The organism is Planktothrix prolifica NIVA-CYA 540, from assembly GCF_963864145.1.
In the GTDB taxonomy this organism is placed as follows: domain Bacteria; phylum Cyanobacteriota; class Cyanobacteriia; order Cyanobacteriales; family Microcoleaceae; genus Planktothrix; species Planktothrix agardhii.
Window position 1 is genome coordinate 396,648 of record NZ_CAWLTW010000001.1, and the last position, 25,460, is coordinate 422,107.

The 25,460-nt window shown below is 39.9% G+C and carries 27 protein-coding genes; 19 read left to right on the forward strand and 8 right to left on the reverse strand.

The window, feature by feature from the left end:
• Window positions 1-64: 64 nt before the first annotated feature.
• A complete protein-coding gene (locus AC559H_RS01775) occupies window positions 65-805 on the reverse strand; it encodes a winged helix-turn-helix domain-containing protein (RefSeq protein WP_026793643.1) in 741 nt (246 codons plus the stop codon).
• Between the two features lie 518 nt (window positions 806-1,323).
• On the opposite strand from AC559H_RS01775, the gene AC559H_RS01780 reads away from it, so the two are divergent.
• Window positions 1,324-2,070 carry a creatininase family protein gene (locus tag AC559H_RS01780; RefSeq protein ID WP_026787220.1) on the forward strand — a complete coding sequence of 249 codons (747 nt, stop codon included), beginning with the start codon at window positions 1,324-1,326 and terminating at the stop codon, window positions 2,068-2,070.
• A gap of 79 nt (window positions 2,071-2,149) precedes the next feature.
• Here the strand turns inward: AC559H_RS01780 and AC559H_RS01785 are convergent, their stop codons facing one another.
• Window positions 2,150-2,818 (reverse strand): retropepsin-like aspartic protease family protein, encoded by a 669-nt coding sequence (locus AC559H_RS01785; protein ID WP_237745544.1) that lies wholly within the window; start codon window positions 2,816-2,818, stop codon window positions 2,150-2,152.
• A 203-nt stretch (window positions 2,819-3,021) separates the two neighbouring features.
• On the opposite strand from AC559H_RS01785, the gene AC559H_RS01790 reads away from it, so the two are divergent.
• From AC559H_RS01790 to AC559H_RS01845, 12 genes are all read left to right on the forward strand, one after another.
• Entirely contained in the window at window positions 3,022-3,897 is an 876-nt protein-coding gene (locus tag AC559H_RS01790) for an RNA-guided endonuclease InsQ/TnpB family protein (RefSeq protein WP_026787222.1), read from the forward strand.
• A gap of 225 nt (window positions 3,898-4,122) precedes the next feature.
• Entirely contained in the window at window positions 4,123-4,449 is a 327-nt protein-coding gene (locus AC559H_RS01795) for a hypothetical protein (RefSeq protein ID WP_026787223.1), read from the forward strand.
• 552 nt (window positions 4,450-5,001) lie between these two features.
• Complete coding sequence (gene psbB / locus AC559H_RS01800; protein ID WP_026793641.1) at window positions 5,002-6,531, forward strand: photosystem II chlorophyll-binding protein CP47; 1,530 nt, start codon at window positions 5,002-5,004, stop codon at window positions 6,529-6,531.
• A gap of 227 nt (window positions 6,532-6,758) precedes the next feature.
• A complete protein-coding gene (locus AC559H_RS01805; RefSeq protein WP_071782559.1) occupies window positions 6,759-6,854 on the forward strand; it encodes a photosystem II reaction center protein T in 96 nt (31 codons plus the stop codon).
• A gap of 250 nt (window positions 6,855-7,104) precedes the next feature.
• On the forward strand, window positions 7,105-7,677 hold the full coding sequence (nrdR, locus tag AC559H_RS01810; RefSeq protein ID WP_036831501.1) for a transcriptional regulator NrdR: 573 nt from the start codon (window positions 7,105-7,107) through the stop codon (window positions 7,675-7,677).
• A 743-nt stretch (window positions 7,678-8,420) separates the two neighbouring features.
• On the forward strand, window positions 8,421-9,491 hold the full coding sequence (locus AC559H_RS01815) for a 30S ribosomal protein S1 (protein WP_026787225.1): 1,071 nt from the start codon (window positions 8,421-8,423) through the stop codon (window positions 9,489-9,491).
• Window positions 9,492-9,562: 71 nt separating this feature from the next.
• Window positions 9,563-9,781 (forward strand): hypothetical protein, encoded by a 219-nt coding sequence (locus tag AC559H_RS01820; protein WP_026793640.1) that lies wholly within the window; start codon window positions 9,563-9,565, stop codon window positions 9,779-9,781.
• A 57-nt stretch (window positions 9,782-9,838) separates the two neighbouring features.
• A complete protein-coding gene (locus AC559H_RS01825) occupies window positions 9,839-10,609 on the forward strand; it encodes an HAD family hydrolase (protein ID WP_042156958.1) in 771 nt (256 codons plus the stop codon).
• A gap of 256 nt (window positions 10,610-10,865) precedes the next feature.
• Window positions 10,866-11,825, forward strand: a complete 960-nt coding sequence (locus AC559H_RS01830) for an orange carotenoid-binding protein (protein ID WP_026793639.1) — start codon at window positions 10,866-10,868, stop codon at window positions 11,823-11,825.
• A 235-nt stretch (window positions 11,826-12,060) separates the two neighbouring features.
• Entirely contained in the window at window positions 12,061-12,390 is a 330-nt protein-coding gene (frp, locus tag AC559H_RS01835) for a fluorescence recovery protein (protein ID WP_036831498.1), read from the forward strand.
• A 244-nt stretch (window positions 12,391-12,634) separates the two neighbouring features.
• Complete coding sequence (metK, locus tag AC559H_RS01840; RefSeq protein WP_026793637.1) at window positions 12,635-13,894, forward strand: methionine adenosyltransferase; 1,260 nt, start codon at window positions 12,635-12,637, stop codon at window positions 13,892-13,894.
• 27 nt (window positions 13,895-13,921) lie between these two features.
• Window positions 13,922-14,059 (forward strand): hypothetical protein, encoded by a 138-nt coding sequence (locus tag AC559H_RS01845; protein WP_158442197.1) that lies wholly within the window; start codon window positions 13,922-13,924, stop codon window positions 14,057-14,059.
• A gap of 360 nt (window positions 14,060-14,419) precedes the next feature.
• Here the strand turns inward: AC559H_RS01845 and AC559H_RS01850 are convergent, their stop codons facing one another.
• Complete coding sequence (locus AC559H_RS01850) at window positions 14,420-14,833, reverse strand: hypothetical protein (RefSeq protein ID WP_202806290.1); 414 nt, start codon at window positions 14,831-14,833, stop codon at window positions 14,420-14,422.
• Window positions 14,834-15,132: 299 nt separating this feature from the next.
• Here AC559H_RS01850 and AC559H_RS01855 point away from each other — a divergent pair, with 299 nt between their 5' ends.
• The 3 genes from AC559H_RS01855 to AC559H_RS01865 all read left to right on the forward strand — a co-directional run bounded on the left by AC559H_RS01855 (window position 15,133) and on the right by AC559H_RS01865 (window position 16,508).
• Window positions 15,133-15,339, forward strand: coding sequence for a hypothetical protein (locus tag AC559H_RS01855; protein WP_026793636.1), 207 nt, complete (start codon window positions 15,133-15,135; stop codon window positions 15,337-15,339).
• A 537-nt stretch (window positions 15,340-15,876) separates the two neighbouring features.
• The gene (locus AC559H_RS01860; protein WP_269147400.1) at window positions 15,877-16,110 is read left to right on the forward strand and encodes a papain fold toxin domain-containing protein; all 234 of its coding nucleotides are present in this window, start codon (window positions 15,877-15,879) and stop codon (window positions 16,108-16,110) included.
• A gap of 20 nt (window positions 16,111-16,130) precedes the next feature.
• Window positions 16,131-16,508 (forward strand): hypothetical protein, encoded by a 378-nt coding sequence (locus AC559H_RS01865; RefSeq protein WP_051319494.1) that lies wholly within the window; start codon window positions 16,131-16,133, stop codon window positions 16,506-16,508.
• 402 nt (window positions 16,509-16,910) lie between these two features.
• Here the strand turns inward: AC559H_RS01865 and AC559H_RS01870 are convergent, their stop codons facing one another.
• Window positions 16,911-17,384, reverse strand: a complete 474-nt coding sequence (locus AC559H_RS01870; protein WP_026793633.1) for a type II toxin-antitoxin system VapC family toxin — start codon at window positions 17,382-17,384, stop codon at window positions 16,911-16,913.
• 792 nt (window positions 17,385-18,176) lie between these two features.
• Between AC559H_RS01870 and AC559H_RS01875 the strand changes: the two genes are divergently transcribed.
• The gene (locus AC559H_RS01875) at window positions 18,177-19,544 is read left to right on the forward strand and encodes a helix-turn-helix domain-containing protein (protein ID WP_026793632.1); all 1,368 of its coding nucleotides are present in this window, start codon (window positions 18,177-18,179) and stop codon (window positions 19,542-19,544) included.
• 7 nt (window positions 19,545-19,551) lie between these two features.
• Here the strand turns inward: AC559H_RS01875 and AC559H_RS01880 are convergent, their stop codons facing one another.
• The 3 genes from AC559H_RS01880 to AC559H_RS01890 all read right to left on the reverse strand — a co-directional run bounded on the left by AC559H_RS01880 (window position 19,552) and on the right by AC559H_RS01890 (window position 22,051).
• Complete coding sequence (locus AC559H_RS01880) at window positions 19,552-19,893, reverse strand: XisI protein (RefSeq protein ID WP_026793631.1); 342 nt, start codon at window positions 19,891-19,893, stop codon at window positions 19,552-19,554.
• A gap of 101 nt (window positions 19,894-19,994) precedes the next feature.
• On the reverse strand, window positions 19,995-20,375 hold the full coding sequence (locus tag AC559H_RS01885) for a DUF4189 domain-containing protein (RefSeq protein ID WP_051319493.1): 381 nt from the start codon (window positions 20,373-20,375) through the stop codon (window positions 19,995-19,997).
• Window positions 20,372-22,051 carry a sensor histidine kinase gene (locus AC559H_RS01890; protein ID WP_026793629.1) on the reverse strand — a complete coding sequence of 560 codons (1,680 nt, stop codon included), beginning with the start codon at window positions 22,049-22,051 and terminating at the stop codon, window positions 20,372-20,374. Before AC559H_RS01890 ends, AC559H_RS01885 begins: the two co-directional genes overlap by 4 nt.
• Window positions 22,052-22,383: 332 nt before the next feature.
• On the opposite strand from AC559H_RS01890, the gene AC559H_RS01895 reads away from it, so the two are divergent.
• A complete protein-coding gene (locus tag AC559H_RS01895; protein ID WP_026787236.1) occupies window positions 22,384-23,052 on the forward strand; it encodes a glycoside hydrolase family 108 protein in 669 nt (222 codons plus the stop codon).
• A gap of 255 nt (window positions 23,053-23,307) precedes the next feature.
• Here AC559H_RS01895 and hemL read toward each other — a convergent pair whose 3' ends face one another.
• Window positions 23,308-24,603 (reverse strand): glutamate-1-semialdehyde 2,1-aminomutase, encoded by a 1,296-nt coding sequence (gene hemL / locus AC559H_RS01900; RefSeq protein ID WP_026793628.1) that lies wholly within the window; start codon window positions 24,601-24,603, stop codon window positions 23,308-23,310.
• Window positions 24,604-24,743: 140 nt separating this feature from the next.
• On the opposite strand from hemL, the gene hisE reads away from it, so the two are divergent.
• Window positions 24,744-25,319, forward strand: coding sequence for a phosphoribosyl-ATP diphosphatase (gene hisE / locus AC559H_RS01905; RefSeq protein ID WP_026787238.1), 576 nt, complete (start codon window positions 24,744-24,746; stop codon window positions 25,317-25,319).
• Window positions 25,320-25,460 lie beyond the last annotated feature (141 nt).

Consider the following 25,460-nt stretch of genomic DNA (forward strand, 5'->3'; position numbering starts at 1 on the left):
TTAACTCGTAACTCGTAACTCGTAATTCGTAATTCTTAATTGCTAATTCGTAATTCATCTAACTTCAACCAAATCTATAGCCAAAACCTCGAACTGTAATCACATATTCTGGTTTGCTCGGATCTAATTCTAGGTTTTCGCGTAACCAGCGAATATGAACATCAACGGTTTTGCTATCCCCAATAAAATCTTGTCCCCAAATGATGTCTAATAATTGTTCCCGTGACCAAACTCGCCGAGGATAACTCAGAAATAGCTCTAGTAAACGAAACTGTTTAGGAGATAGCTTCACCTCTTGACCACGAACCATAACCCGACATTCTTCTTGATACAAAATCACTTCTTTGTATTGCAGCATGACTGGCTCTGGAAGTTGACAATAGCGTCTTCGTCGCATTAAAGCCCGACAACGCGCCATAAACTCCCGCATTCCAAAGGGTTTAGTTAAATAGTCGTCGGCTCCTGCTTCTAAATAAAAAGCCGAATTATTCGCGCTCTCCCGCAACCCAATAATTAAAATGGCCACAGAATTTCCCTGATGTCGTAACATACGACACAGATCCAAACCATTAATCGAGTCCATAATTAAAAGGTTGAATGGAAAATCCCCGACGGGATAATTAGGGTTCTGAATTGAAGGGAGAGCATCTCGTCCATCGGAAGTCACCATCACCCGATAACCCTGTTCTTCCAAAGCTAGGGAAAGCATTTCTCGCCAAGGCTGTTCGCTTTCCAAAAGTAAAATATGGCCATTTTGTCTTACATCAGAACGGTAAGGAATCTTGCTTAATTCAGGAGAAAACATAAAAAAAATTTTGCGGGTTGGATAAGTAGAAGTTGTTGAAACTGGCTATTGTCGCCACAAGTAACTCGACATTCTGAGGAGTTAGTCCAGTGTCAACCATCCAACGTAATTATGTTCTCCGTTACGAATTCCTTCACATAGAGACGACCGATATTGGACTGCTATAGCAAATCCAACCCCCGATTTTGTTGGGAGGTCGCCAGACTCATCCTGATTTAGCCTCGGTTCTAGGTTTTTAAGCATTGTTAACGCTCAATTTGCCTGGTTGTTGGAAATCTGAATATGGTCGATAGCTTCATGATAATAGGGAAAGGTTAACAAAAGGTAAAGGCTTAGTAATCTTATGGTTAAATTATTCTAATAAAATTAAAATTCTGAACGGGTCGTATTTTGGGTTGGTAGGGTGTCAATTCCTAGAGTCTGTTTGACTTTTGTTTTTATTAGGTGAACAGATCACCTGAATCACTACAATAGGAATGGATCTGAAATTTTAACACTGTTTAACTTAACTTAACATAATGTTACTACATCTGAGTACCTGGCAAGAAGTAGAAGTTTATCTAACCCACTCTGGCGGTATCATCATTCCTATTGGTTCCACGGAACAACATGGGCCAACGGGATTGATCGGCACTGATGCAATTTGCGCTGAAGCGATCGCCAAAGGAGTAGGAGAAGCAACCAAGGCCTTAGTTAGCCCGACTATCAATGTTGGTATGGCGTTACACCACACGGCTTTTCCAGGTACTATTAGCTTGCGACCGACAACTTTAATTCAGGTAATCAATGATTATATCACAAGTTTAGCTAAAGTTGGATTTACTCACTACTTTTTTATTAACGGACATGGGGGAAATATTGCTACCCTAAAAGCTGCTTTTTCTGAAACCTACAGCCATTTAGCCGATATCAATATACCCAAAGCCCATCAAGTCAAATGTCAAATCGGCAATTGGTTTATGTGTGGCTCAGTTTATAAGTTAGCAAAAGAACTCTATGGCGATCAAGAAGGTTCCCATGCCACACCCAGCGAAGTCGCTTTAACACAATATGTTTATCCTGATTCGATTAAACAAGGTTTCCTGACACCAGAAGTGGCTAAAGGACATCCTATCTATGGCTCGGAGGATTTTCGCCAACACTATCCCGATGGTCGGATGGGCTCTAACCCTGCCTTGGCAACCCCTGAACATGGTCAACAATTTTATGAGTTAGCCGTTAAGGAATTAAGTCAAACCTATTTAGAGTTCCTCAATAATCAGTAATCAGTTAACAGTTTAGAAGTGAATAATTAATCAATTAACATTTGATTTATTAAAGGCTATTTCTTCCCCTGATAACTGATTAAGTTCTGGATCTAAATTCAATCACATCTTCCTTAATAGTAACATCATATCCACTTAAGAAATTTTGACCCAGTAAACCCACATCCAGGGCTGGAGCGATCGCAACGGTCAGATTGTTTTTGATAGCTCCAGAAACATTAATAGTCTGAATTGAACCTATTTCAAATTCAACTCCCTTTTGACTAGGTGTATCCGCTTTACCTCTTCCGGTTGGAGTCACCCCCAACAGTTCTGCCATCATAGAAGTAATAACTGTGCCACTGGCTCCAGTATCTACCAACATTTCAAAAGGAGTTTGGTCATTAAAAATTACTAGAATAACCGGGATTCCACCTTGTTTTCTAATAATTTTAGCCTGATAAACTCCCGGTGTTTTTAGGGGAGCAACAGCAGTTTTTGGGTCGGCTTGTGGGAAAACACAAACTTCATTTAGAGATATAACACTTCCTGATTTTGTTTTCAGAAAACAACCAGGATATTCTTGAGATAAGGCTCCGATGCTATTAATTAATACTAATCCTGTGGTTAAGAATAAAATTGAAGCCAGGGATATTAATGGAGATAAGCCTTGATTTTGGACTCGATGACCAGGTTTCAAAAAATTGGGCATCACCGCCATAGAAGGAGATAATTGGTATAACCGAACTAAATAAGGGGAATTGTTCATGGTTCCAATAGTGTCAATAGTTAATTTAACTGACGAGGGGGTTTGGGGGAGCGATAAGTCCCACACTGAATTTCACAAAACAAAAAAACAACCACCAAATCAGTGTGGGTTACATGGACTCCCCCAAGTTAATTTTGGTCGGTCAATCCCGACAAAATTAACAATAATATGTTAGAGTATATCAAAGAGTTTTGAAAGCAACAATGTTTCAAGGGTATAAGTTCCGAATCTATCCAACGACTGAACAGCAGATTACCTTAGCCAAAAGCTTTGGTTGTTGCCGTTGGTATTGGAATTACACCCTAAATTTGTGTCAAGAAACCTATAAGCAAACGAGAAAAGGATTATCCAGAAAAGCAATTCAAGGATTGTTACCTCAACTCAAAAAGGAATATCCTTGGTTAAAAGATGCTTACTCCCAATGCTTACAAGTTGTCGCTCTCAATTTGTCTACCGCTTACAAAAACTTCTTTGAGAAACGGGCAAGATTACCTCAATTCAAATCCAAGCATGGCAGACAATCAATCAGTTATCCCCAAAGTGTTAAATTTGAAGGGGATTACCTGAAATTACCCGGTAAAGTGGGGTTGATTTATTGTCGTCGCCACCGAGAATTTAAAGGGCTAATCAAAACCGTTACTATCTCAAAGAATCGTGATGGGAAATACCACGCATCGGTGTTAGTTGATGACGGTAAGGAAATACCTAATTCATCAACCAATGGAAAAGCAATTGGCATTGACTTAGGATTAACACACTTTGCAATCACCAGCGATGGAGATAAATATAGTAACCCCAAACACTTTGCTAAACATCAACGCAATTTAAAGCGAAAACAACAAAAATTATCTCGTATTGATATTAGAAGTTGGACTTGCGAACATTGTCAAACAACTCATGACCGAGATATTAACGCTGCAATCAATATTAAAACTGAAGCCTTGCGGATTTTATCGTTGGGAACCAGCGATACTGCTAGTCTGAGGGGATGTCAGTCACCGGAACAAACTTCTGTTTCTTCTGATGCTATCCCCGTTGATGCTAGAAGCCCACACTTACTCGTAGAGAAGTGTGGGTAGTTCACTCTTTACAGATAGATTTTAAGCGGTCAATTTTCCAGAAAAGATATCAGCACCCAACTAGAAACACCAAATATAGACAACCTGTTTCTGTGATTCGGTCTCTCCTGACTTCTGATCCGAAGTATTGGACTTACAAAAATTTTACCTCTCAATTGTGAAGGATAGATATTTTCGCGGTATTCTAAACAATCGGAGCCAAAGTCAGTTCGTTTAAGGAAGTCTGTGAAATACTTTTTTTTAACCGATGGATGGACAATTGGACGGGTCTGGGGAGTAGGGGGTTTGTGGGATCAAGCTCTGCGGCGACGTCCACCAGAAATTCAAAGAATGGATTTGTGTCTTTGGGATCGGAATCAACAAGAAAAGATGTGGCTGTATAGGGTGGAAGATTCTGTCCTGATGTTAGAAGTTAGACCAGACATTGCCACAATGACCGACTCCTCTAACACCATTGGTCAAGTGGTTCTCACCCGATTAATTACGGCGGAACAAGTCCTAGAACGTTTAGCCAGTGCTGCAACTGAATGTCAAATCAACCAAAGCCTATAATCCGTGTAGGATTAATTGTAGTCAGCGTTCGTGATATTATATTACTGCTCTCTTGAGAATCTCAGTGCCTTTATATCTGAGAACGTCAAAGCAAAGTGATCAAGACATTGGGTTTTAAACCCCTAATCCCTTGTTCAGCTTGTTGCTAGAATGTCAATGTCAAGGTTAAACTCCTTCGCCATCGTGAAACGGTTAAGACACACTTTTAGGCGTAAAGCATTGGGCCAAGAGCGGCGAAAACTCTTAAAACAGCAAGAGAATCAACTTAATTCTCTCTACCAGAAAATAAATAATTAGGTTTACTTAATTCAGTAGGGCGGGACACGCCCGAACTCTAGGCTTGTAGTATCCTAGTAAGCTTTTGGGGATAGACCCTCTGGGGTAGCTATGACTTAGACTTTGTAATTGGTACAGTAGTACGGTTAAGAAGTTTAAGAATTGCCGCAAGGACATGGTTCTTAAAGGTCAGTCGCTGAATTAAGAATTCTCGTCTCTTTAGAGCGGGGAGTGTCAAAAAAAAGTAACCATTATCAATTAGAAGGAGCGTAGTCAATGGGACTACCCTGGTATCGTGTACACACAGTTGTCCTGAATGATCCGGGACGGTTAATCTCTGTGCACCTGATGCACACCGCTTTGGTGGCAGGTTGGGCTGGATCTATGGCCCTGTATGAACTCGCAATTTATGATCCTTCTGATCCCGTCCTCAACCCGATGTGGCGTCAAGGGATGTTCGTCATGCCCTTTATGGCCCGCTTGGGAGTAACCCAATCCTGGGGTGGCTGGAGTCTCACCGGAGAAGCAGTAACTAACCCTGGAATTTGGTCTTTTGAAGGGGTAGCGGCTACTCATATCATTCTGTCTGGTTTACTGTTCCTCGCTGCCGTTTGGCATTGGGTCTTTTGGGATCTGGAACTGTTTACCGACCCCCGTACAGGCGAACCCGCTTTGGATTTGCCCAAAATGTTTGGGATTCACCTGTTTTTATCCGGTCTGCTTTGCTTTGGTTTTGGAGCCTTCCACTTAACCGGCTTATTTGGCCCGGGGATGTGGGTATCCGATCCCTACGGCATTACAGGCAGTATTCAACCCGTTGCACCCGCTTGGGGGCCAGAGGGATTTAACCCGTTCAATGCGGGGGGAATCGTGGCTCACCATATTGCGGCTGGGGTTGTGGGGATTGTTGCGGGTCTGTTCCATCTGTCCGTTCGTCCGCCCCAAAGGTTATACAAAGCCCTGCGGATGGGGAACATTGAAACAGTCTTATCCAGTAGTATTGCCGCCGTGTTCTTCTCGGCTTTTGTCGTAGCGGGAACTATGTGGTACGGTTCTGCTGCTACCCCCATCGAACTGTTTGGCCCTACCCGATATCAATGGGATAGCGGTTATTTCCAACAGGAAATTCAACGCCGGGTACAATCTGGCGTTGCCCGTGGGGATAGCTATTCTGAAGCTTGGGAAAAAATTCCTGAAAAACTTGCCTTTTATGACTATGTGGGCAATAGCCCCGCGAAAGGCGGTTTGTTCCGGGTCGGCCCCATGAATAACGGCGATGGCATTGCCAAAAATTGGTTAGGCCATCCTGTATTCAAAGATTCTGAAGGACGGGAATTATCGGTTCGTCGTCTTCCTAACTTCTTTGAAACCTTCCCGGTTATCCTAACGGATAAAGAGGGTGTGATTCGGGCGGATATTCCCTTCCGTCGGGCTGAGTCTCGCTACAGCTTTGAACAAGCTGGGGTGACGGTCAGTTTCTATGGTGGTGACTTAGATGGCAAAACCTTTAAGGATGCTCCTACCGTCAAGAAATATGCCCGTTTAGCTCAACAAGGGGAACCCTTCGAGTTTGATCGGGAAACCTTGGGATCGGACGGTGTGTTTCGGACGAGTACCCGGGGTTGGTTCACCTACGCTCACGCTTGCTTTGCGTTATTGTTCTTCTTTGGCCATATTTGGCACGGTTCTCGGACGATCTTCCGCGATGTGTTCGCTGGGGTGGAAGCCGATCTGGAAGAACAAGTGGAGTGGGGTCTGTTCCAAAAACTGGGTGACAAAACCACTCGTGTTAAAAAGACCGTCTAGGATATCTCTAGTTCAGGCTTGTGGGGTATTTTTGTAAACCCTAATTTTCAAAAGAGTTGGAACTTTATTCATAAAGTCTCCAACTCTTTCTTTATGGGGAATTGGTGGGTCAAAGTTAATCGGTTTTTTCTTTCTTCTAAAACTGGTAATGTGGGTTTAAATGCAGTGGGTAGTTCACTCGCTCAATGGTAGACTATTAGAAAATAATAGGTTTAGGAAAAATTGACATGGAAAGTGTTGCTTACATCTTAGTTTTGACATTGGCTTTGGGAGTTATCTTTTTTGCAATTGCATTCCGGGAACCGCCTCGGATTGGTAAGTAAGTGACAATCAGAGCATCTTCGTCCACTCCAATACTGAGTCATGGGTTTTAAGGTTGATTGAACGCTTTTTGCACTGAGCGAACCCAGACGCGCCTAAATTTTAACAAGGGATTGGGGTGTTCACTGGTTTAAATAAAACCCTGAGTTCTCATAACTCAGTATTGGACTGTTAAAGAGTTAAAGGCTGTGCTTGTAATCGCTGATCAAAAAACTCCTATTCAGTGAAACAACCGCTCAAAGGACGTTAATCATGCAGTGTCCAGTTTGTCAATATACGAATAGTCGAGTTCTTGAGTCCCGTGCTGCTGAATCGGGTAAAAGCATTCGACGACGCAGGGAATGTCTTCAGTGTCAGCATCGCTTCACCACCTATGAACGGATTGAATTTGTCCCGATTACGGTGATCAAGCGGGATAAAAAACGGGAATCGTTTGACCGTTCCAAGTTACTGCGCGGAATGGTTCGAGCTTGTGAAAAAACAGGACTTTCTGCTCCCGATTTAGAATCAATTATTGATGAAATCGAAGCAGAATTGCAACAACGTTCCCAACGGGAAATTCCGACTCAGGAAATCGGAGAATTGGTTTTACACCGACTCAAATCCTTGAGTGAAGTGGCTTATGTCCGATTTGCTTCGGTTTATCGACAATTTCAAGGGATTCGAGACTTTGCAGAAGCACTGAATCACTTTGAAACGGCTAATGATCATGCTCAAGAGTTAGAAATCGTTTCAGAAGAAAATTCTGTCTGTAACTGTGAGGATTCATCAATGGATGCCTCTGCTTCTCTGTGTTCTGCATCCCTACTCGGATCTCAACATTAATAAGATTAATCACCCGTTGTTAGTTTGCTAACAGTCTCTAGTTTATGCTAGGATTCAGGCAAGATATATATTGCCTCAATATCAAAACAAAAGTCAGCGAAAAAGTATCGGCATTCGTCCAATATCCAGTTAATGACCTAGAGATCAGCACTAATTTTGTTTCGGCCGGAGCCTTCGGTGACTCCCGTTACAGTTGATCAACTTAACGGCAGGTCGGTTGCGACCAAAAAAATGATCCAAAGTAAAAAAAAAATGATAAGATAGAAAAGCTAATCTACCAAACTGTGCCAAGATCAGCAAGATTAGTGATTCTCGCTCTTAACAAAATGTCCAGCCGAAATATAAATACCTGATCACAGGGGCGACATTGTTGATGAACGGGAATTCAGATTATAGTTAAGGTTTTTTGGTCTGCTGTCGGACAGTCAGTGGAGTCTAAATAAGTGCTTGTGTAAAAGAATCTGAACGTGGTTTTTAGGACAGAGATGATCTAAAACTAAACAGACCCCTTGCAACAAGACTCTCTTATTGCATCGATTATGGTGTGATGGTGAGAATGTAAAATCGACTGGACGTGGTAATGCTCGCTTTTTCTGTCTTGGACAGGTATGCCCGGCACGAACGATGTCAAGTCAGCAGTTTTGATCTAAGCTCAAAAATTGACCCTATCGGTCATGATCAAAAACAAGAGCACTTACTGCAAAACAACCATTTAATAGGAGCAACTTTAGGATAAAACTCGCATGATCAATCAGAAAACAAAACCAAAAGATGTGGGCTTCACCCACGAAGATTTTGCCGCCTTACTCGATAAATACGACTATCACTTTAGTCCCGGTGATGTAGTGGCGGGGACAGTTTTTAGTCTGGAGCCAAGGGGCGCTCTGATTGACATTGGCGCTAAGACCGCAGCATACATTCCACTACAAGAAATGTCAATTAATCGGGTGGAAAGTCCTGATGAAGTATTACAGTCTAATGAGACCCGTGAGTTTTTTATCCTGACCGATGAAAACGAAGACGGTCAGTTGACTCTTTCCATTCGTCGCATTGAGTATATGCGGGCCTGGGAGCGCGTTCGCCAACTGCAAGCGGAAGATGCTACCGTCCGTTCTCAAGTCTTTGCCACAAATCGAGGCGGCGCTTTGGTTCGGATTGAAGGATTGCGGGGCTTTATTCCTGGCTCCCATATTAGCACGCGCAAACCTAAAGAAGAACTCGTTGCTGAAGAATTACCCTTAAAATTCCTAGAGGTTGATGAGGATCGCAATCGTCTTGTCTTAAGCCATCGTCGGGCTTTAGTTGAGCGGAAGATGAACCGCTTAGAAGTGGGTGAAGTGGTAACAGGAACCGTTAGAGGCATTAAACCTTACGGGGCGTTTATTGACATTGGTGGCGTGAGTGGTCTGCTCCACATCTCAGAGATTTCTCACGATCACATTGACACACCTCATAGTGTTTTCAATGTCAACGATGAGGTCAAAGTCATGATTATTGATCTCGATGCAGATCGAGGCCGGATTTCCCTTTCTACAAAACAACTGGAACCCGAACCAGGAGCTATGGTTAAAAATCCTCAGCTTGTTTATGAGAAGGCTGAGGAAATGGCTGCCAAATTCAGGGAGAAACTCTTGGCTGCGGGGCAGGGAGTCGCGACGGAAGAAGTTCCGACGGAACTGGACGAAGCGGATATTCCATCGGCTATTGAGGAAGATATTCCATCGGCTGTTGAGGAAGATATTCCATCGGCTGTTGAGGAAGATATCCCCTCTGCGGTCGAAGAAGATATTGAACCTGTGGCCGGAGAGGTCTAGGGTTTAACTCATAAAGACAAAAAGGGGGATTGTCCCTCTTTTTTTTATCGAAAATAAGGCATCTGGATATTATGCTAACAACCTCCGATGGTTTAGTTATTCCCAGACCTAAGTTTCTTGATCAAGCACTGCGTAAGATTCAATTACTACAAAGAAAGCTGAAAAAGAAAGTTTTAGGTTCTAACAATTGGAAAAAACTACAACATCGAATTGATAGAGATATTGCTGCTTCTATGGTAATTCGGGATAGAGGTTTAAATATTTCAATTCACGGTCATGATTCAGGTTAAATGGCTGGTCTGAAACCGATGAGAAACCTATAAAAATTGAATTGGGAGTTTTTGAGATTGGTTACCCTGCAAGTTCAAAATATTACCTTTAAGAATATCGAAGCCGTTATTTTTGACAAGGATGGAACCCTAGAGGATTCTGGAGATTTCTTGAGAAATTTGGCTCAAAAGCGATCGCGTTTAATTGATGCCCAAATTCCAGGAGTTGGGGAACCCTTATTAATGGCGTTTGGCGTTCAAGGAGATACCCTTGATCCTACAGGATTAATGGCCGTGGGTAGCCGACGGGAAAATGAAATTGCGGCGGCGGCCTATATTGCGGAAACTGGACGAGGATGGTTAGAGTCTGTCAATATTGCCCATCATGCTTTTGCCGATGCGGATCAATATTTGAAATCTAGCCCCCCTTCGACCTTATTTGTCGGGGGTTTAGAAACCCTCAAATCCCTATCCGATGCGGGGTTAAAACTAGGAATTGTGTCGGCGGCTCCAACGGCTGAAGTCCAAAATTTTGTCACCCACCATCAGTTAGAACCCTATATTAAATTTCATCAGGGAGTAGATGGCGGCCCAACTAAACCCGATCCGATTTTATTCCTGAATGCTTGTCAAGCCCTGGGAGTGCATCCTTCTGTGACTTTAATGGTAGGGGATGCTCAAGGAGATATTGATATGGCGATCGGGGCTGGGGCTGCGGGTTGTGTGGGGGTTTGTTGGAACCAATCCAACCCTAAATACCTAAATCGGGCGACGGTGGTGATCTCCCATTGGGATCAATTGAAAATTAAGAGCTTGACACTCCCAAGAGTATCTTTCGGGGATTCTTAAAACAATTTGACTTTTAACGGCGATATCAAAACGCCTCTGCCCACTCGACTAGGATCTAACCCTAATTTTGCTACTACTTTTCGCAAAGATCGTAATGTTGTCTGAAAATTTATGTAAAGATTTTTGTACTTTCTTTAAGATTTGTGTGCTATAGTCAAAACATGAGCAACTTTAAGATCATGTTCTGTTAAAATTCATCCCCTGTTTTGAAACTCAGGATTGGTTTTTGTCCAAATTTTAGTCTGGAATTTACTTTATGTCATTTACAGTCGATTCAGCCCGTGGGATTTTTCCAAATACTTTAACTGCTGACGTAGTACCAGCTACAATCGCCCGCTTCAATCAACTTAATGCTGAAGATCAACTGGCATTAATCTGGTTTGCTTACCTTGAAATGGGTAAAACGATTACCGTTGCTGCTTTAGGCGCGGCTAATATGCAGTTTGCTGAAAGAACGATGGATCAAATTCGGCAAATGTCTTTCCAAGAACAAACACAGGTCATGTGTGATTTGGCAAACCGAACCGATACACCAATTTCACGAGCTTACGGTAGTTGGACTGTCAACATTAAGCTAGGTTTTTGGTATCAGCTTGGAGAATGGATGGCTCAAGGAATTGTCGCTCCAATTCCATCAGGATATAAGCAATCAGCTAATGCAGCTTCTGTACTGCAAGCAATTCAAGCACTAGAATCAGGTCAACAAATCACTGTTTTACGCAATTGCGTTGTTGACATGGGATTTGATACAAGTAAGTTTGATAGTTCTCAGAAAGTTTCTGAACCTGTGGTTGTTCCTAAAGATATGGCACAACGGACTCAAGTTACTATCGAAGGCGTTGATAATCCCACGGTTCTCAACTACATGAATAACATGAACGCCAATGACTTTGAGGTGCTGATTGAGTTATTCACCCCCGATGGCGCGCTTCAACCTCCTTTTCAGAAACCAATTGTGGGGAAAGATGCTGTTCTTCGATTTTTCCGAGAAGAGTGTCAGAATCTCAAGTTGATTCCAGAGCGAGGCGTAACAGAACCCGCAGATGGTGGTTATACCCAAATCAAAGTAACTGGTAAAGTGCAAACTCCTTGGTTTGGTGCTGGTGTGGGCATGAATATGGCTTGGAGATTTTTGCTAAGTCCTGAAAATAAAATTTTCTTTGTGGCAATTGACTTGTTAGCATCACCTAAAGAGTTGTTAAATTTAGTTCGTTAATTAATAAACGAATCTAATTTAATATAGCAACGGGTTTAAACCCGTTGCCACCCAGATAAAACCCTGATTGTGTGGGTTTTTTAGAGTCTATTTTTTAATAAATAGTGTATTTTAACTTGTGATTTAAGGGGGAAGATAATAAATAGTTTTTATTTTCCCTGTTGGTGCGATTTAACAAACATAAGCCTAATTATGGTTGTGTAAGTTCTGATTAATAAACCTTTTAACTTTAGTAATGATGCAAGTAAATGAGATTGAATGGTCTGAGGCGGAAAAAGAAGTAGCTAAAGCTGCCTTTGATACAGCTTATAAACGAGAAATAAAGGCTTTGATAGACGAAGTTCGTAAACAATCAAGTGCGATTGTAGAAATTGATGATATCTGGCGTTTGCACGACTTTTTAAGTGCTAGAAGACACAATATAGATGGCAAATATGATTATGAATATTCAGGACTAATTTTTATTTTTGCCAGTTTGGTTAAAGAGGGTTGGCTACATCTTAATGAACTAGATGGACTCAACACAAATAAACTGACTAAGATAGCCGCTATTGCCCGTATTTGATACTCTGGGCGAATATAGCGACGGGGATTCTTAAAACAATTTGAGTTTTAAACCCATAATTTTCGGTAAATTGGGAATAAGCCCTGTATAATTGCTGATCGTCGCAACTTTCTATAATAGAATCCGTCCCATCCTAAAAGTAAACTTGCGAATTTGATGGGGATTAAGAGATGATGCTGTAGTAGTGTAATTTCAATCCGGTTCTACTGAATCAATCTCACTCGAATACAAGGAGGAATGATTATTGTCTCGCCGTTACCTGTTTACGTCTGAATCCGTGACTGAAGGCCATCCCGATAAAATCTGCGATCAAATTTCCGATACGATTTTAGATGCCTTATTAACTCAAGATCCTAAAAGCCGTGTGGCCGCAGAAGTGGTTGTCAATACAGGTTTAGTATTAATCACAGGTGAAATTACCACCAACGCGCAAATTAACTATATTGATTTAGCTCGGAAAAAAATTGCGGAAATTGGTTATGTTGATGCAGATAACGGCTTTTCTGCGAGTAGCTGCTCCGTTTTGATTGCCCTAGATAAACAGTCTCCTGATATTGCCCAAGGGGTGAACCAAGCCCACGAAGCCAGAGAACTGTTAAGCGACCAAGAACTCGATGCCATTGGTGCAGGGGATCAGGGGATTATGTTCGGTTTTGCCTGCAATGAAACCCCAGAACTGATGCCCATGCCGATTAGTTTAGCCCATCGGATTGCTCGGCAATTGACAACGGTACGGAAAAACGGGACACTCCCCTATTTACGTCCCGATGGTAAAACCCAAGTGACCGTGATCTATGAAGATGATCGTCCCGTGGGAATTGATACTATTTTAGTCTCGACTCAACATACTGAGACGATTGGGGACATTACCGATACTCCGGCGGTACAAGAAAAAATCAAAGCCGATCTCTGGTCTGCTGTTGTTCAACCCGTATTCGAGGATATTGCGGTTAAACCCGATGACCAAACTCGCTTTTTAGTGAATCCAACGGGCAAATTTGTGATTGGTGGCCCTCAAGGGGATTCTGGGTTAACGGGTCGTAAAATTATTGTCGATACCTATGGCGGCTATTCCCGTCATGGTGGCGGTGCGTTTTCAGGAAAAGATCCCACAAAAGTAGACCGCAGCGCGGCTTATGCTTGCCGTTATGTGGCGAAAAATATTGTTGCTGCGGGGTTAGCGGATAAGTGTGAAGTTCAGTTGAGCTATGCAATTGGGGTGGCTCGACCCGTGAGCATTTTGATTGAAACCTTTGGAACTTCTAAGGTGGATGAAGATAAACTGCTCGAAGCTGTACAAGCCAACTTTGAACTGCGTCCGGGGGGAATGATTCAATCGTTTAATTTACAAAAATTACCGGGTATGCGGGGAGGTCGTTTCTTTCAAGATTTGGCTGCTTATGGTCATTTAGGTCGGATAGACTTAGATTTACCTTGGGAGAAAACCGATAAAGCAGAATTACTCAAAGCTGCTTTACTGCAACCTGCTACAGTTGGAAAGTAGTACAGTAACCGTGATCACGGTTAGGACATGGATTCATTGCCGGAGTTTACCTTGAAGAAAGTATGCCCTTGCGAAAGCGGGAGTAAATCCAGAAATAAATATCGTCAAGTTGTTGCGGTATTGTACGAACGGGGATGTCAGACTCCATCTTGGGCGAAAGTCTAAGTTGCGGCATTCCCCCGTGATTACAAAAGCAGACACTGTACTTGGTACTCCAAGTTAGTGGGGGTATTCCACTCTTGTTGTCTTTCAAGCCTTCAGTTTCACCTGGGGGTTTTTTCGTGTTTTTATCTGAGGTCGATAGTAATACTAACAACACGAAAACAACCAGAGTAGTTGATATAGCGCCCGCCAAGGCTTTTAGGACGCAAGACGCAGTACATTATCAATTGCCTCTCGCAAGGAATCAAAGTGAGTTAATTGATGACGGATTCGACTCTTTAACCACGACCAACAGTTCTCAATCTTGTTAAGATCATTCGATTACAAGCTCCATCTACAGTAAAAGTTGCCATCAGATTTTGGTTACACAAAGCAGCTTTTAGGTAGAATCGTGAACTCTTTAACTTTGGAATAGTCAAGATTTGATGGCATAGGTAAGAAAAATTCTGATACCCCAAACCATCTTTTAACTGTTAATCCCAGAGCGAATCTAAGTTGACCATTAATTAATGTTGGTCTTTGACCTCCAGAATTAGGATAAGCAACTTTAAATAGTTTAGAACCTTTGAGATAACCGGGAGGTTTAGGTCTAAAATGTAGCTGACTTTTCTTGTGTAAATCTCTCAAATTCTTGAAAGATTTGAATGCTTCTGTTACCGACATTAAAGTTTGCTGCATCGGTGTTGATGGCATTGATTGTGCTAATAAAGATTTTGATACCGATGGTTCAAAAGCTAAATCAAACTTTCCTGTTAATAACTTATCTGTCTTAAACAATGTTTGACGGGCAAAATAAATTCCCGTGTTGTACAATTTACCGGGTGGTCGATTAGGCAGAGCTTTGAAATCTCCTGTTTCAGCGTTCCCTGCTATAACTATAAGGTTTAGCCATAGGGGGGCAAGCACAACGTCAAAACAGAACTGCTCCTATTCTATTGATCCTAACCAAGTATATTTAATTTCTAGGGACATGGCATCGTTAATTTATGATATTAATAAACTATCTTTAAAATGCCATGCCCAAATCCATTAAAATATGCTATGATTTTAAAAACTAAATTTGATATTGTAAAACCATGAAATTATCAATTGATGACGAAACTACAAAAGAAATGCTGACAGAAATAATGGTAGAAATTATTAAAACTAGAAAAGATTTATTTTATGATATTATCCTAGAAGCATTGGAGGAAATTTCCTTAGCTAATGCGATTAAAGAAGGAAGACAAGATGATTTTGTTTCTGAAGAAAAAATATTTGCTTTATTAGATAGTGAAAATTAATGAAAATCAAATTTGAATCAAGATTTGAAAAAGATTTAAGAAAAATTAAAGATAAAAAAGTTTTATCTGAGTTAAAGCAAATAATCATTTAATGTAAAACAACAGAAAACCTATCAGAAATTAATCATCTCAAAAAATTACAAGGTTATGATACATTCTATCGTATAGGTTTAGGCAACTATAGGATAGGGATAGAATTGAGTGAAGATACAATTATTTTTACTAGGTTTTTACATCGAAAAGATATTTATAAATTTTTCCCTTGATTAACAAAAAATGTATGATTGCCAATCAATAAACATAATTGTAGGGAGGGTAATCAGCGTTAAATGGTGATTCCTAACGAATAACTTTTATAATTGCCCACCACAACAAGCAATAAATATTGTGGTGGGAAATGTAGATAATTGGTTAATGAGAATCAAAAATTAAACAGCATTCCCCACCCTACAAACTAATTTTAAATGTAGGTAAATAATAATAAAGCGATCGCACCCTAAACTCTCCTCCACAAAAGCGATCGCACCTCAACCTCCCATCCCCAAAAAGCGATCGCACTACCATTTTCTTTATGATGATAGTATTGGGGGTGATGCTATTTCTGAAACTGGATACCATGAAGGTGTTATAATTATCATAGATGGAGTTGAAATTGTGTTTGACAATCATCATCCTCAAGGATTATCTAAAGGCGAATGGTTGGCTAATTTTCAATTTTTTGGTAAAATTCACTTAGGACAAGAGTTAATTATCACTGAAGAAGATTTTTAGTAAAAACAAGGAATAAATTTATGCTAGATTTAACTACAACTAACGGTAATAAAAATACTCAAGAATATCTCTATGATTTATTGGCAAGAATTAAACAACGTCCGGGAATGTATTTAGGAAAAGTGTCTCTAACCCGTTTAAAAATGCTATTAATGGGTTATAGTATGTCAAGAGGTGAGTTAGGGTTACAATTAACACAACAAGAAAAACAATTTGCTCAATTTCAGAAATGGATACAAACAAAATATCAAATTAATTCTTCTCAAGGTTGGGAAACAATTATTTTATCTCAAGTAGAAGATAAAAAGTTAGCTTTTGATTTATTTTTTGAGTTATTTGAACAATTTAATCTTGAGTTTTTTCCCTTAGATAAGACTGCTGTAAGTGTAGGGAAATAATAATATTTTTTAATAACTGTAGGGTGGGCAATTAGCGTTTTTTAAATGTAGGTAAATAAGAATAAAGCGATCGCACTACCAACTCCCCTTAAAAAAGCGATCGCACCTTAAACGCCTCTACACATCAAAAAGCGATCGCACCTCAATTTCCCCCTAAAGGTTGAGTTCAGCCGCCCCAGAAAGCCTTCAACTTCCATCAGATAATCTCGCTTGAGGTCGGCTGCAATGATTTGTTATGCGGCTGATTGCGAGGTTTGAGTGGGGCTGAAATAATTCGTCTGCCGCTATGGGATTGTTTTTTACGAAGATCATTGCAAATTGCTTGCAAATCATAGTTAAAGGACTTTGCGTGTTCTTCACGTATTCTGTAAATCTCTTCGAGAACTTCATCTTTCCACATAATTAATCTCCCATTAGTTCATTAGGTGTACAAATCGTTGGCAACTCGTATCCTGCTTCCATACTTAATTGTGCGAGTTTCTTTTGTATTTGAGCGTTGGCAATATGTTTGCAGTTCCAAGTTAAAAGATAGTCAATTGCATAAAATGTTGCGACTGCAATATGAAGGGCATCATCAGAAGCTTTAGGGGGAAGATTACTTTTGGAGAGAAACTGGGCGGCCAGATTTTGAACATCTTGGTTGACTTCCAGTAATGGAAAATCACGCAGAATCTCAAGTCGCCTATTTGCCATCTCTGCATCTCCCCGCGAAACTTCGTCCAAAACCATTTGCGAGATGTAAAGGGTAAATTGCTCTCGGCGTGTGTCCCACCACTCTTGTGTAATCCCCAAGTTTGCCATGAGGATCAAGTTATTACTGGGTCTAGCTGTTAAGTAACCAACCACGCTAGTTTCGATGTAGACAGTTTCGCTCATTTGAAATGCGTTAGTGGGATCTGTATTTTATCCCAAGCTGCCCAAAACTGTAGATTATCCACATCAGACCAAGTAGGCGGGCATAAATAACGTCAACAAACCGAAAGCTAAAATCCTTATTCTAAAGGGCTTACAGCATTTAGGATTTTAACTTTAATTATGACCACCTACTTACTATGGCTTAATTGGTAGGGCGATACCAAAAGGCACTCAAATAATCCTGATATTGTAAAATCTCCTCCTTGTAATTTTGTAATTGAGTAGGTGAGCCATAAAGACCCCCCAATAATAATACTAACCAAAAACACCTGAATAATTATCGATCTATTCCTGTAAGACGATTTAAAAACCAAATTAATTAATTTGATCAATGATAGCAATTATTCAATCTGAAAATATTCCTTGATCAATTTAATTTCTCATAAAAAATATTCCTAATTTTCAGTGATTATTTTTTGAATCACAACTATGATCTTCAAAAAATATTGAATTAATCATAGCTGTGATTTTTATTAAATACTAACTACAACTTTGATAAGTAGCACGATTCACGAAAGATAAATCTTGCTGTTGCTTAGTTGTTTTAACTTCTGTTTTACATATCCATAATAATTAACCTCTTTGAAAAAACTTTTTTTATTCTAATCCTAAAACTATAAGCGGTCTATACGAAAAAATCAGATAATGACTGGACTTTTATTACAGAAAATTTACAAAAGATCAGATAATGACGGAAAATGACGAAGATAAACTATGTTATAATTGCCCAATCTATTAGTCTAGCTGAATTATATGAATGTAACAGAAGTTCTACAATTTGCAGATCAGTTGTTTTTTGAGCAAACAGGTAAACATTTAGATGATTCCCAGGAAATAGTCATTAAGGGTGTTTGGGACGGTAAAACATACGAGGCAATAGCTGATGAATCTAATCGTAGCGAGCGTCATGTTAGAGATATAGGTTATAAATTATGGCAAATTTTATCAGAAAGATTAGGTGAAGATGTCCATAAATCTAATTTTCGTTCAACATTAGAAAGAATGTATATTAAGTCTTCTGAATTTTGTCAGAATAATTGTAATTATAGTATTTTAAATTTTGGTTCACAAACTTTTTCTAATACACCAAAAGATAATCGAGGAAAATCAACTCCCAATAAAAATCAATCTGGATCATCCTATTACGATTTAATCCTTGCTCCCACAATACTTCAGTTTTACAATAGAGAACCTGAATTAGAAAAACTCTCTAACTGGATTTTCGATCAAAATACTCGTTTAATCTCCGTTTTAGGTTTATCAGGCATAGGTAAAAGCCACTTAGTTAGAAAATTTATTGATTTAAACTTAGATCAGTTTTCAGTAATTATTTGGAGAAGTTTAAAATATTCTGAACCCTTAGAATTATTGATTGATGACATACTCAATATTCATGAAAAAGAAATTAAAACTAATACCAATCATAAACTAAAACAATTATTTGAAAGTTTCACAGAGAAACGATGCCTGATTATTCTTGATGATCTACAAAATATTTTTATGAGCGGTGCATTTGCCGGACAGTATAAACCAGAATATCAAGATTACCAAGACTTTTTTAAGAAAATCATGACAACTGAACACCACAGTCATGTTATTGTAATTAGTCAAGAAAAATGCCAAGACATGGAAAGTTTAGATGAAGAATTATATCCGATTAAGTGTTTGGATTTATCAGGATTATCTGATGTCAATATTCTCAAAAATACCGGATTAAAGGATGAGGATCGTTGGTCAAATTTAATCAATTTATATGAGGGTAATCCTTTTTATCTTAAAACCATTGCTAACTCAATTAGAAGTGTTTTTAATGGTTATGTCAGTGATTTTTTAGCAGAAAATGAATTAATTATTACTAAGGATATACAAACTAATTTACAATTATTATTTAAGGGATTATCACTCATAGAACAAAAAATTGTGATCAAATTAAGTAATTCTGAACAATTTTTATCCAGAGAAGAATTAAAAACAAGTTTAGACTTGTCTTCAACAGATTTAATTAATAGTTTAGAATCTTTACAAAATAGATATTTACTAATGAAAATCAAAGAAGACAAAGTTATGTTTAAATTGTCTCCAGTTTTTCGGGAATATGTGAAAAATTGCTGTAAAGATTGATGGTAATTTAAGCAATAGCAAACTCAGTTAATTTACGAGTTTCAGGATCATGAAAAGCTAAAACAATATCCTCTTTCGGTACACCTTCGGTTAATAATTCATTAGCAATACCTTCCTCTGTCCAATCTTCCTCAATATAAATTTTCTCATTTTTAATGCGAATATGAACTTGAATATTTCTAATTTTTTTCTTGCCTTCCCAACCCATAAACAGCCAAAAATATTGATCATGTATCTCATCAAAAACTAAACAACTCTCTTGATCTAAATTTGCTGAACCTGAAACCCATTCATGATATTCTGTTAATACCTTTTTAATAGAATCACGGTATTTTTCTAATTGAGCCATTGTAAAATCTCCTTCTTTGACCTATCAACAACAATTAACAATAATTGATTGATTTGGGTAATATCTTGAATTGACTCCCGTATAAACACTATTGAACTGAATTATCGGGTTGTACAAGCCCAGGTTTCAATTTTGCAAGTCCCGGTACCACATTCAATTAGAGCATTAGCTTGGGCTTGTTCGGGTGTGATCGCCCAACCCCACCCGATAATTCCTTCTGGATTCTTGGCGACTGCACCACAGGCATTTTTAAACCAAACCTGGATTTTACAATCGGATTTAGCACATTCTTTTAATGCTTTTTGTTCGGCTTCTTGTCGAGTCGGATAATCGTAACCATAACCCCAACCCCCCGATATTGAGGTGGCGATCGCTCCATAACGATCAGGTTGAGCTAGGGCGACCCCGGCGATTAAACCTTCAAGGACGATAACAGAAGCACTAATTAATAGAAAGGGTTGTTTGATCCAATTTTTATTCATTCGGTTTCCGAGGTATTTTGTAATGGTAAATAAATCGTCATTATGTTCCTTTGTTGCGGGCGCTGTTTAATTACCAGTTTCCCACCTAACGCATGAAATAGATTTTTTGTTACCGCCATATTTAGGCTTAAACTTCCCGTTTCTGGTTGGAACATTAATAACGGCCCTATTGATTTTAATGGAGATTGGGGAGATACCGCAAAGGGGGAATTAACTTCTTTTCCCGGATTGGATTCTAATTGTAACTTTAACTGATGTCCTGCTAATCTCACCCCAACTTTAATATGGCTACCACAGGGAAGACTGCGGGTGAAATTATCAATAACTCCAGTTAAGACTTGATCAAGCATAGTCGGATCGCTGATTACCGTCGGTAGTTTATGCGGCAAAATTACCTCTAAGGTTTGGTTACGTTGAGTCGCTTGTTTTTGCCATTGAGATAGACTACTTTGAAATACATCTCCTAATGACATTGCCGTTAACGGTAGGGATTTCTCATCACTATTTCCTCGACTATTTTGTCGCCCCTGTTCTATTTCTAGCTCAACAGCCCGGAAAATTAAGTTAAACCGATCAATTTGGGTTGTACATTCTTGATCAATCATTTCTAAACGTTTATGAATTACTTCGGCTGGTAAATTTGGCCGTTTTAATAGTAACCGTGTTAATGTGCGAATTGTTGCTAAAGGTGTCCGAACTTCATGGGCGATCGCTTGTAATAATTCGACTTCTGCCGTTGGAATTGGATTTTCCAGAATAGTTGTTTCCAGCCCTGAATGATAGGATTTTTGGCTCTTGTTTTTATCTGAATTAGCTGCTTTTTTAACTGCGATTTCAACGGTTTTTAACTTATTTTTTAAAGGTTCAATTTCTGATTTTTTTTCTACTTCTAAGGATAGATTATTTAATAATAAACGACTAAATTGCATCACCGTTTTATAATTGGGTTCAATGGGGATAAACTGGGCAATGCTTTCTTCTAATTTGGCTTTTTGTCTAGCTACCTCCATCCCTAAATCACGGTTTGCTGTGGCTTTAATTAATTCCATGCGATCGCACAAAATCAATAATGCTTTTTCGACAATATCAGGATCAAAAGAAAATAGAAAAGCCGGACTTCCGATTAAATCCTGACCCAATACCATAACTAAACTAAACTGACTGGTTAAAACCAAACAAAACTGTTCTTTAACTAGAGGATCTTTCCCATGTAAAGGACAGGCTTCTGTTTGAGGCATAGAGTTATAAAATTCATCCGATGCCGGAAGTAATGCTTTAGGATGATGTAATTTTAAAACTAATTCATCCCCTAATTTTGATAGATCATGGGTAAAAATTTGAGTCGCAAAATGAATCGCTAAATCGGGATGAATTAAAACCGGAACTGGCCCAGAAATAATTAATCCTAAATGGAATAAGGGATCGGAACTTGAAATCGAATTTTCTGCTATTATATTAATATTAGATTGGAGCTCTTCTAATAAAAAATTCATGGATTTAACGCCACTATACCATTCTTTCTCCGCCTTTAAATATCGTTTCACCTCAGAAGCAATATTAGGATGATTTTCTGAATGGCACAGAAATTGAGACGAATAGGAATAACCTAATTTATGGGTTTCATCTTCTGTTAAAATCTCACTGAGCGTTGGTAATAATATTTGGTTCATCATCATCCCCTTGAGAATTAAGAATTACGAATTGAGAATTACGAATTACGAGTTAAGTAGTTAAAGATTTATAATTCGTAATTCGTAATTTATAATTCGTAATTTATAAACGGTTTGTTATGCTTTCACCATAGCGACATTTGGCTGATTCGTACATTCGTAGAACCGAACTTCCTAGGGGTGAGTTTACCACTTAGAGCGGTGGAGGAGGGGAGACATCCTTGCTGGGGTGAATAACTAAGCCTCAACTATTAACCAGATCTGCTATCCTAGACTTTGGCTTGTTAGTCCCTAGTGCGCTAAATGGCCCTATGGTAAATTTCATCCCCTCTAAACCTATGAATTGGCAGCAAATGCTCCCTGGAAAACTAAAGACCCAACTCAAGCCCCAGGTGATCGCCGGAATGGTGTTATTAACCCTAGCATTTTCGGTTGTGATTGGTAGCCAAAGTTGGGCAAGAAATAAAATTAGAAGTGATTATGAAACCAAATTATTTAATGCGGCTTTAGGATTTACCCTGTATTTTGAAGGAGGATTCAGTGATCATCCCTCCGATGTTGGGGGAAGAACCTATCGAGGAATTACCCAAGCGGAATATAATGTCTATCGTTCTAATCGAGGATTACCTGGCCTAGATGTGAGTCAAATGTCTGAGACAGAATTAATTGAAATTTATAATAGCTATTGGCAAGGAAGTGAGGCTGCAAAAATGCACCCGTCCCTGGCTATTGTGATGTTTGATACTTCTGTTAACTTCGGAATTAATAACTCAATTACGTTTTTACAACAGGCATTAGGATTACCTCAAACTGGAGTATTTGATTCAGAAACCCGGGAAGCCTTAGAACGCGGAAATAACCAATACACAGCCCTACAAATTATTAATGAACGAATTTTATATCGTTATAAACGGGTTCAAGAAAATCCCAGCCAAATGGCATTTTTTCACGGTTGGTTAAGTCGAGATTATAGTTTATGGGGTTATGTAGAAAAGATTAAAAATTAAGACTTAAAAGTCTCTAAATCCAGGTGAAAAGAGGGTTGGGAGACCCAACCCCTACGATAATATGATTTGATTTTCTGGTTTAGTCCAATTTTTGTTTCACGCTACAGAAAATTGTTCAGAATGATAGGTGAATCCTTTGTCAATTTAACGCCAAAAGCCCGAAAATAAATTTCGGGCTTTAGAGACGTGCCATGGCGCGTCTCTTGACAACAAAATCGCCCCTACATTCAATTCAATTCGTAGGGGCGGAAAAAATTATAAACTAGACATGACTTCTCTAGCCGCCGCTAAGGTTTTATCAATGTCTTCGTCCGTATGGGCTAAGGAGGTAAACCCGGCTTCAAATTGAGAGGGGGCTAAATAAATTCCTCGCTCTAACATTCCCCGATGAAAACGACTAAATTTGGCTAAATCGGATTTTTTAGCATCTTCATAATTGTGGACTGGGCCTGGAGTAAAGAATAAACCAAACATTCCACTAATTTGACCACCACAGGCTGCATGACCTGTTTCTTTAGCTATTTGTAACAAACCATTACTTAATTTTTTGGTGATTTTATCCAAATATTCATAAGTTCCGGGTTTTTGTAATAACTCTAGGGTTTTGATTCCTGCGGTCATCGCTAGGGGATTTCCCGATAGGGTTCCGGCTTGATACATCGGGCCAGCCGGAGCCACCATCGACATAATATCCCGGCGTCCGCCGTAAGCTCCTACGGGTAAACCGCCACCAATGACTTTCCCTAAAGTCGTTAAGTCTGGTATCACCCCGGATTTCTCCTGCACCCCACCATAGGCAATGCGAAACCCAGTCATCACCTCGTCAAACACCAATAAAGCCCCATTTTCCCGAGTTAGCACCCGTAAGCCTTCCAAGAAACCGCCATCGGGAGGAATAAAACCAGCATTGCCTACAATCGGTTCTAGGATGACTCCGGCAATTTCACCCGGATTTTCATTAAATAGCTGTTTGACGGCTTCTAGGTCATTGTAGGGGGCCGTGAGGGTACTAATAGTAACGGATTTAGGAACCCCAGGAGAATCCGGTAAACCCAGTGTGGCTACCCCGGAACCAGCTTTCACCAGGAACATATCCCCGTGTCCGTGATAGCAGCCTTCAAATTTAATCAGTTTTTCCCGTCCGGTGAAGGCTCGCATCAAGCGCAAGACTGACAAACAGGCTTCGGTTCCTGAATTGACAAATCGTACCATTTCCACGCTGGGAACGGCATCAATCACCATTTCTGCCAAAATATTCTCTAATAGGCAGGGAGCCCCGAAACTGGTACCTTTTTCTAGGGCTGCTTTCAGGGCGTTAATGACGTCGGGATGGGCATGACCGCAAATAGCCGGCCCCCAAGAGCCAACATAATCAATATATTGATTGCCGTCTACATCCCAAGCATAGGCGCCTTTGACGCGATCAAAAACAATGGGTTGTCCACCGACGGACTTAAACGCCCGCACGGGGGAATTCACGCCACCGGGCATGATTTTTTGGGCAGAGGCAAAGATTTCTTCTGATTTTGTAGTTGTTAAGGGTAGGGTCACTCTGAGATAATCTCCTTGAACTATATATAGTTTGGGTTAATGGGCAAAAAGCAATATTCCGATTACTTTTACTGGGTATAGCCTAACCAACCAGATGATATTGTAATCAAGTTAGGGATCTCGTTGTATTCGGTAAATTTATGTCAACCTTAAAACCCTTAGAGTTAAGCCTGTTGAGTGAAATTGATACAATTCGTTACAACGAAAACGGATTAATTTTGGCGATCATCCAAGATTGTTTAGAAGGAACGGTGTTAAATTGGGTTTGGATGAATGCAGAAGCCCTAGAAAAAACGATTACATCAAAACAGGTTTGGTCTTGTCAAGAAACAGCGATTCTGTTATGGAATTCGGAAATAACGGTAAAGGAAATTCGTTACAATGATGATAGTCCGATGGTGATTATCGGGGTGGAAGAACAGCATCAGGAGTTATCAGGAAATACGTTATCGGGGTTATTTGATGTAATTTGCGATCGCCGGGATTATCCACAATTAGAATCCTATACCTGTAAATTATTGGCGGGGGGAGATAATAAAATTCTCAAAAAAATTGGAGAAGAATCGGCTGAAGTAGTTATGGCTTGTAAGGATAATGAAAAAGATGCGATCGCCGGAGAAGTTGCGGATTTATTCTATCATACCTTAGTTGCCTTAGCTTATCACGATGTTGAGTTAAGAAATGTTTATCAAAAATTAGATTCAAGACGAAAATAATCATAGTGCTGGGGAATAGCCCCCCCAAACCCCCCGTGCACCGGGCTAGGGGGCAAACCCCCCGTGCACCGGGCTAGGGGGCAAACCCCCCGTGCACCGGGCTAGGGGGCAAACCCCCCGTGTACCGGGCTAGGGGGCAAA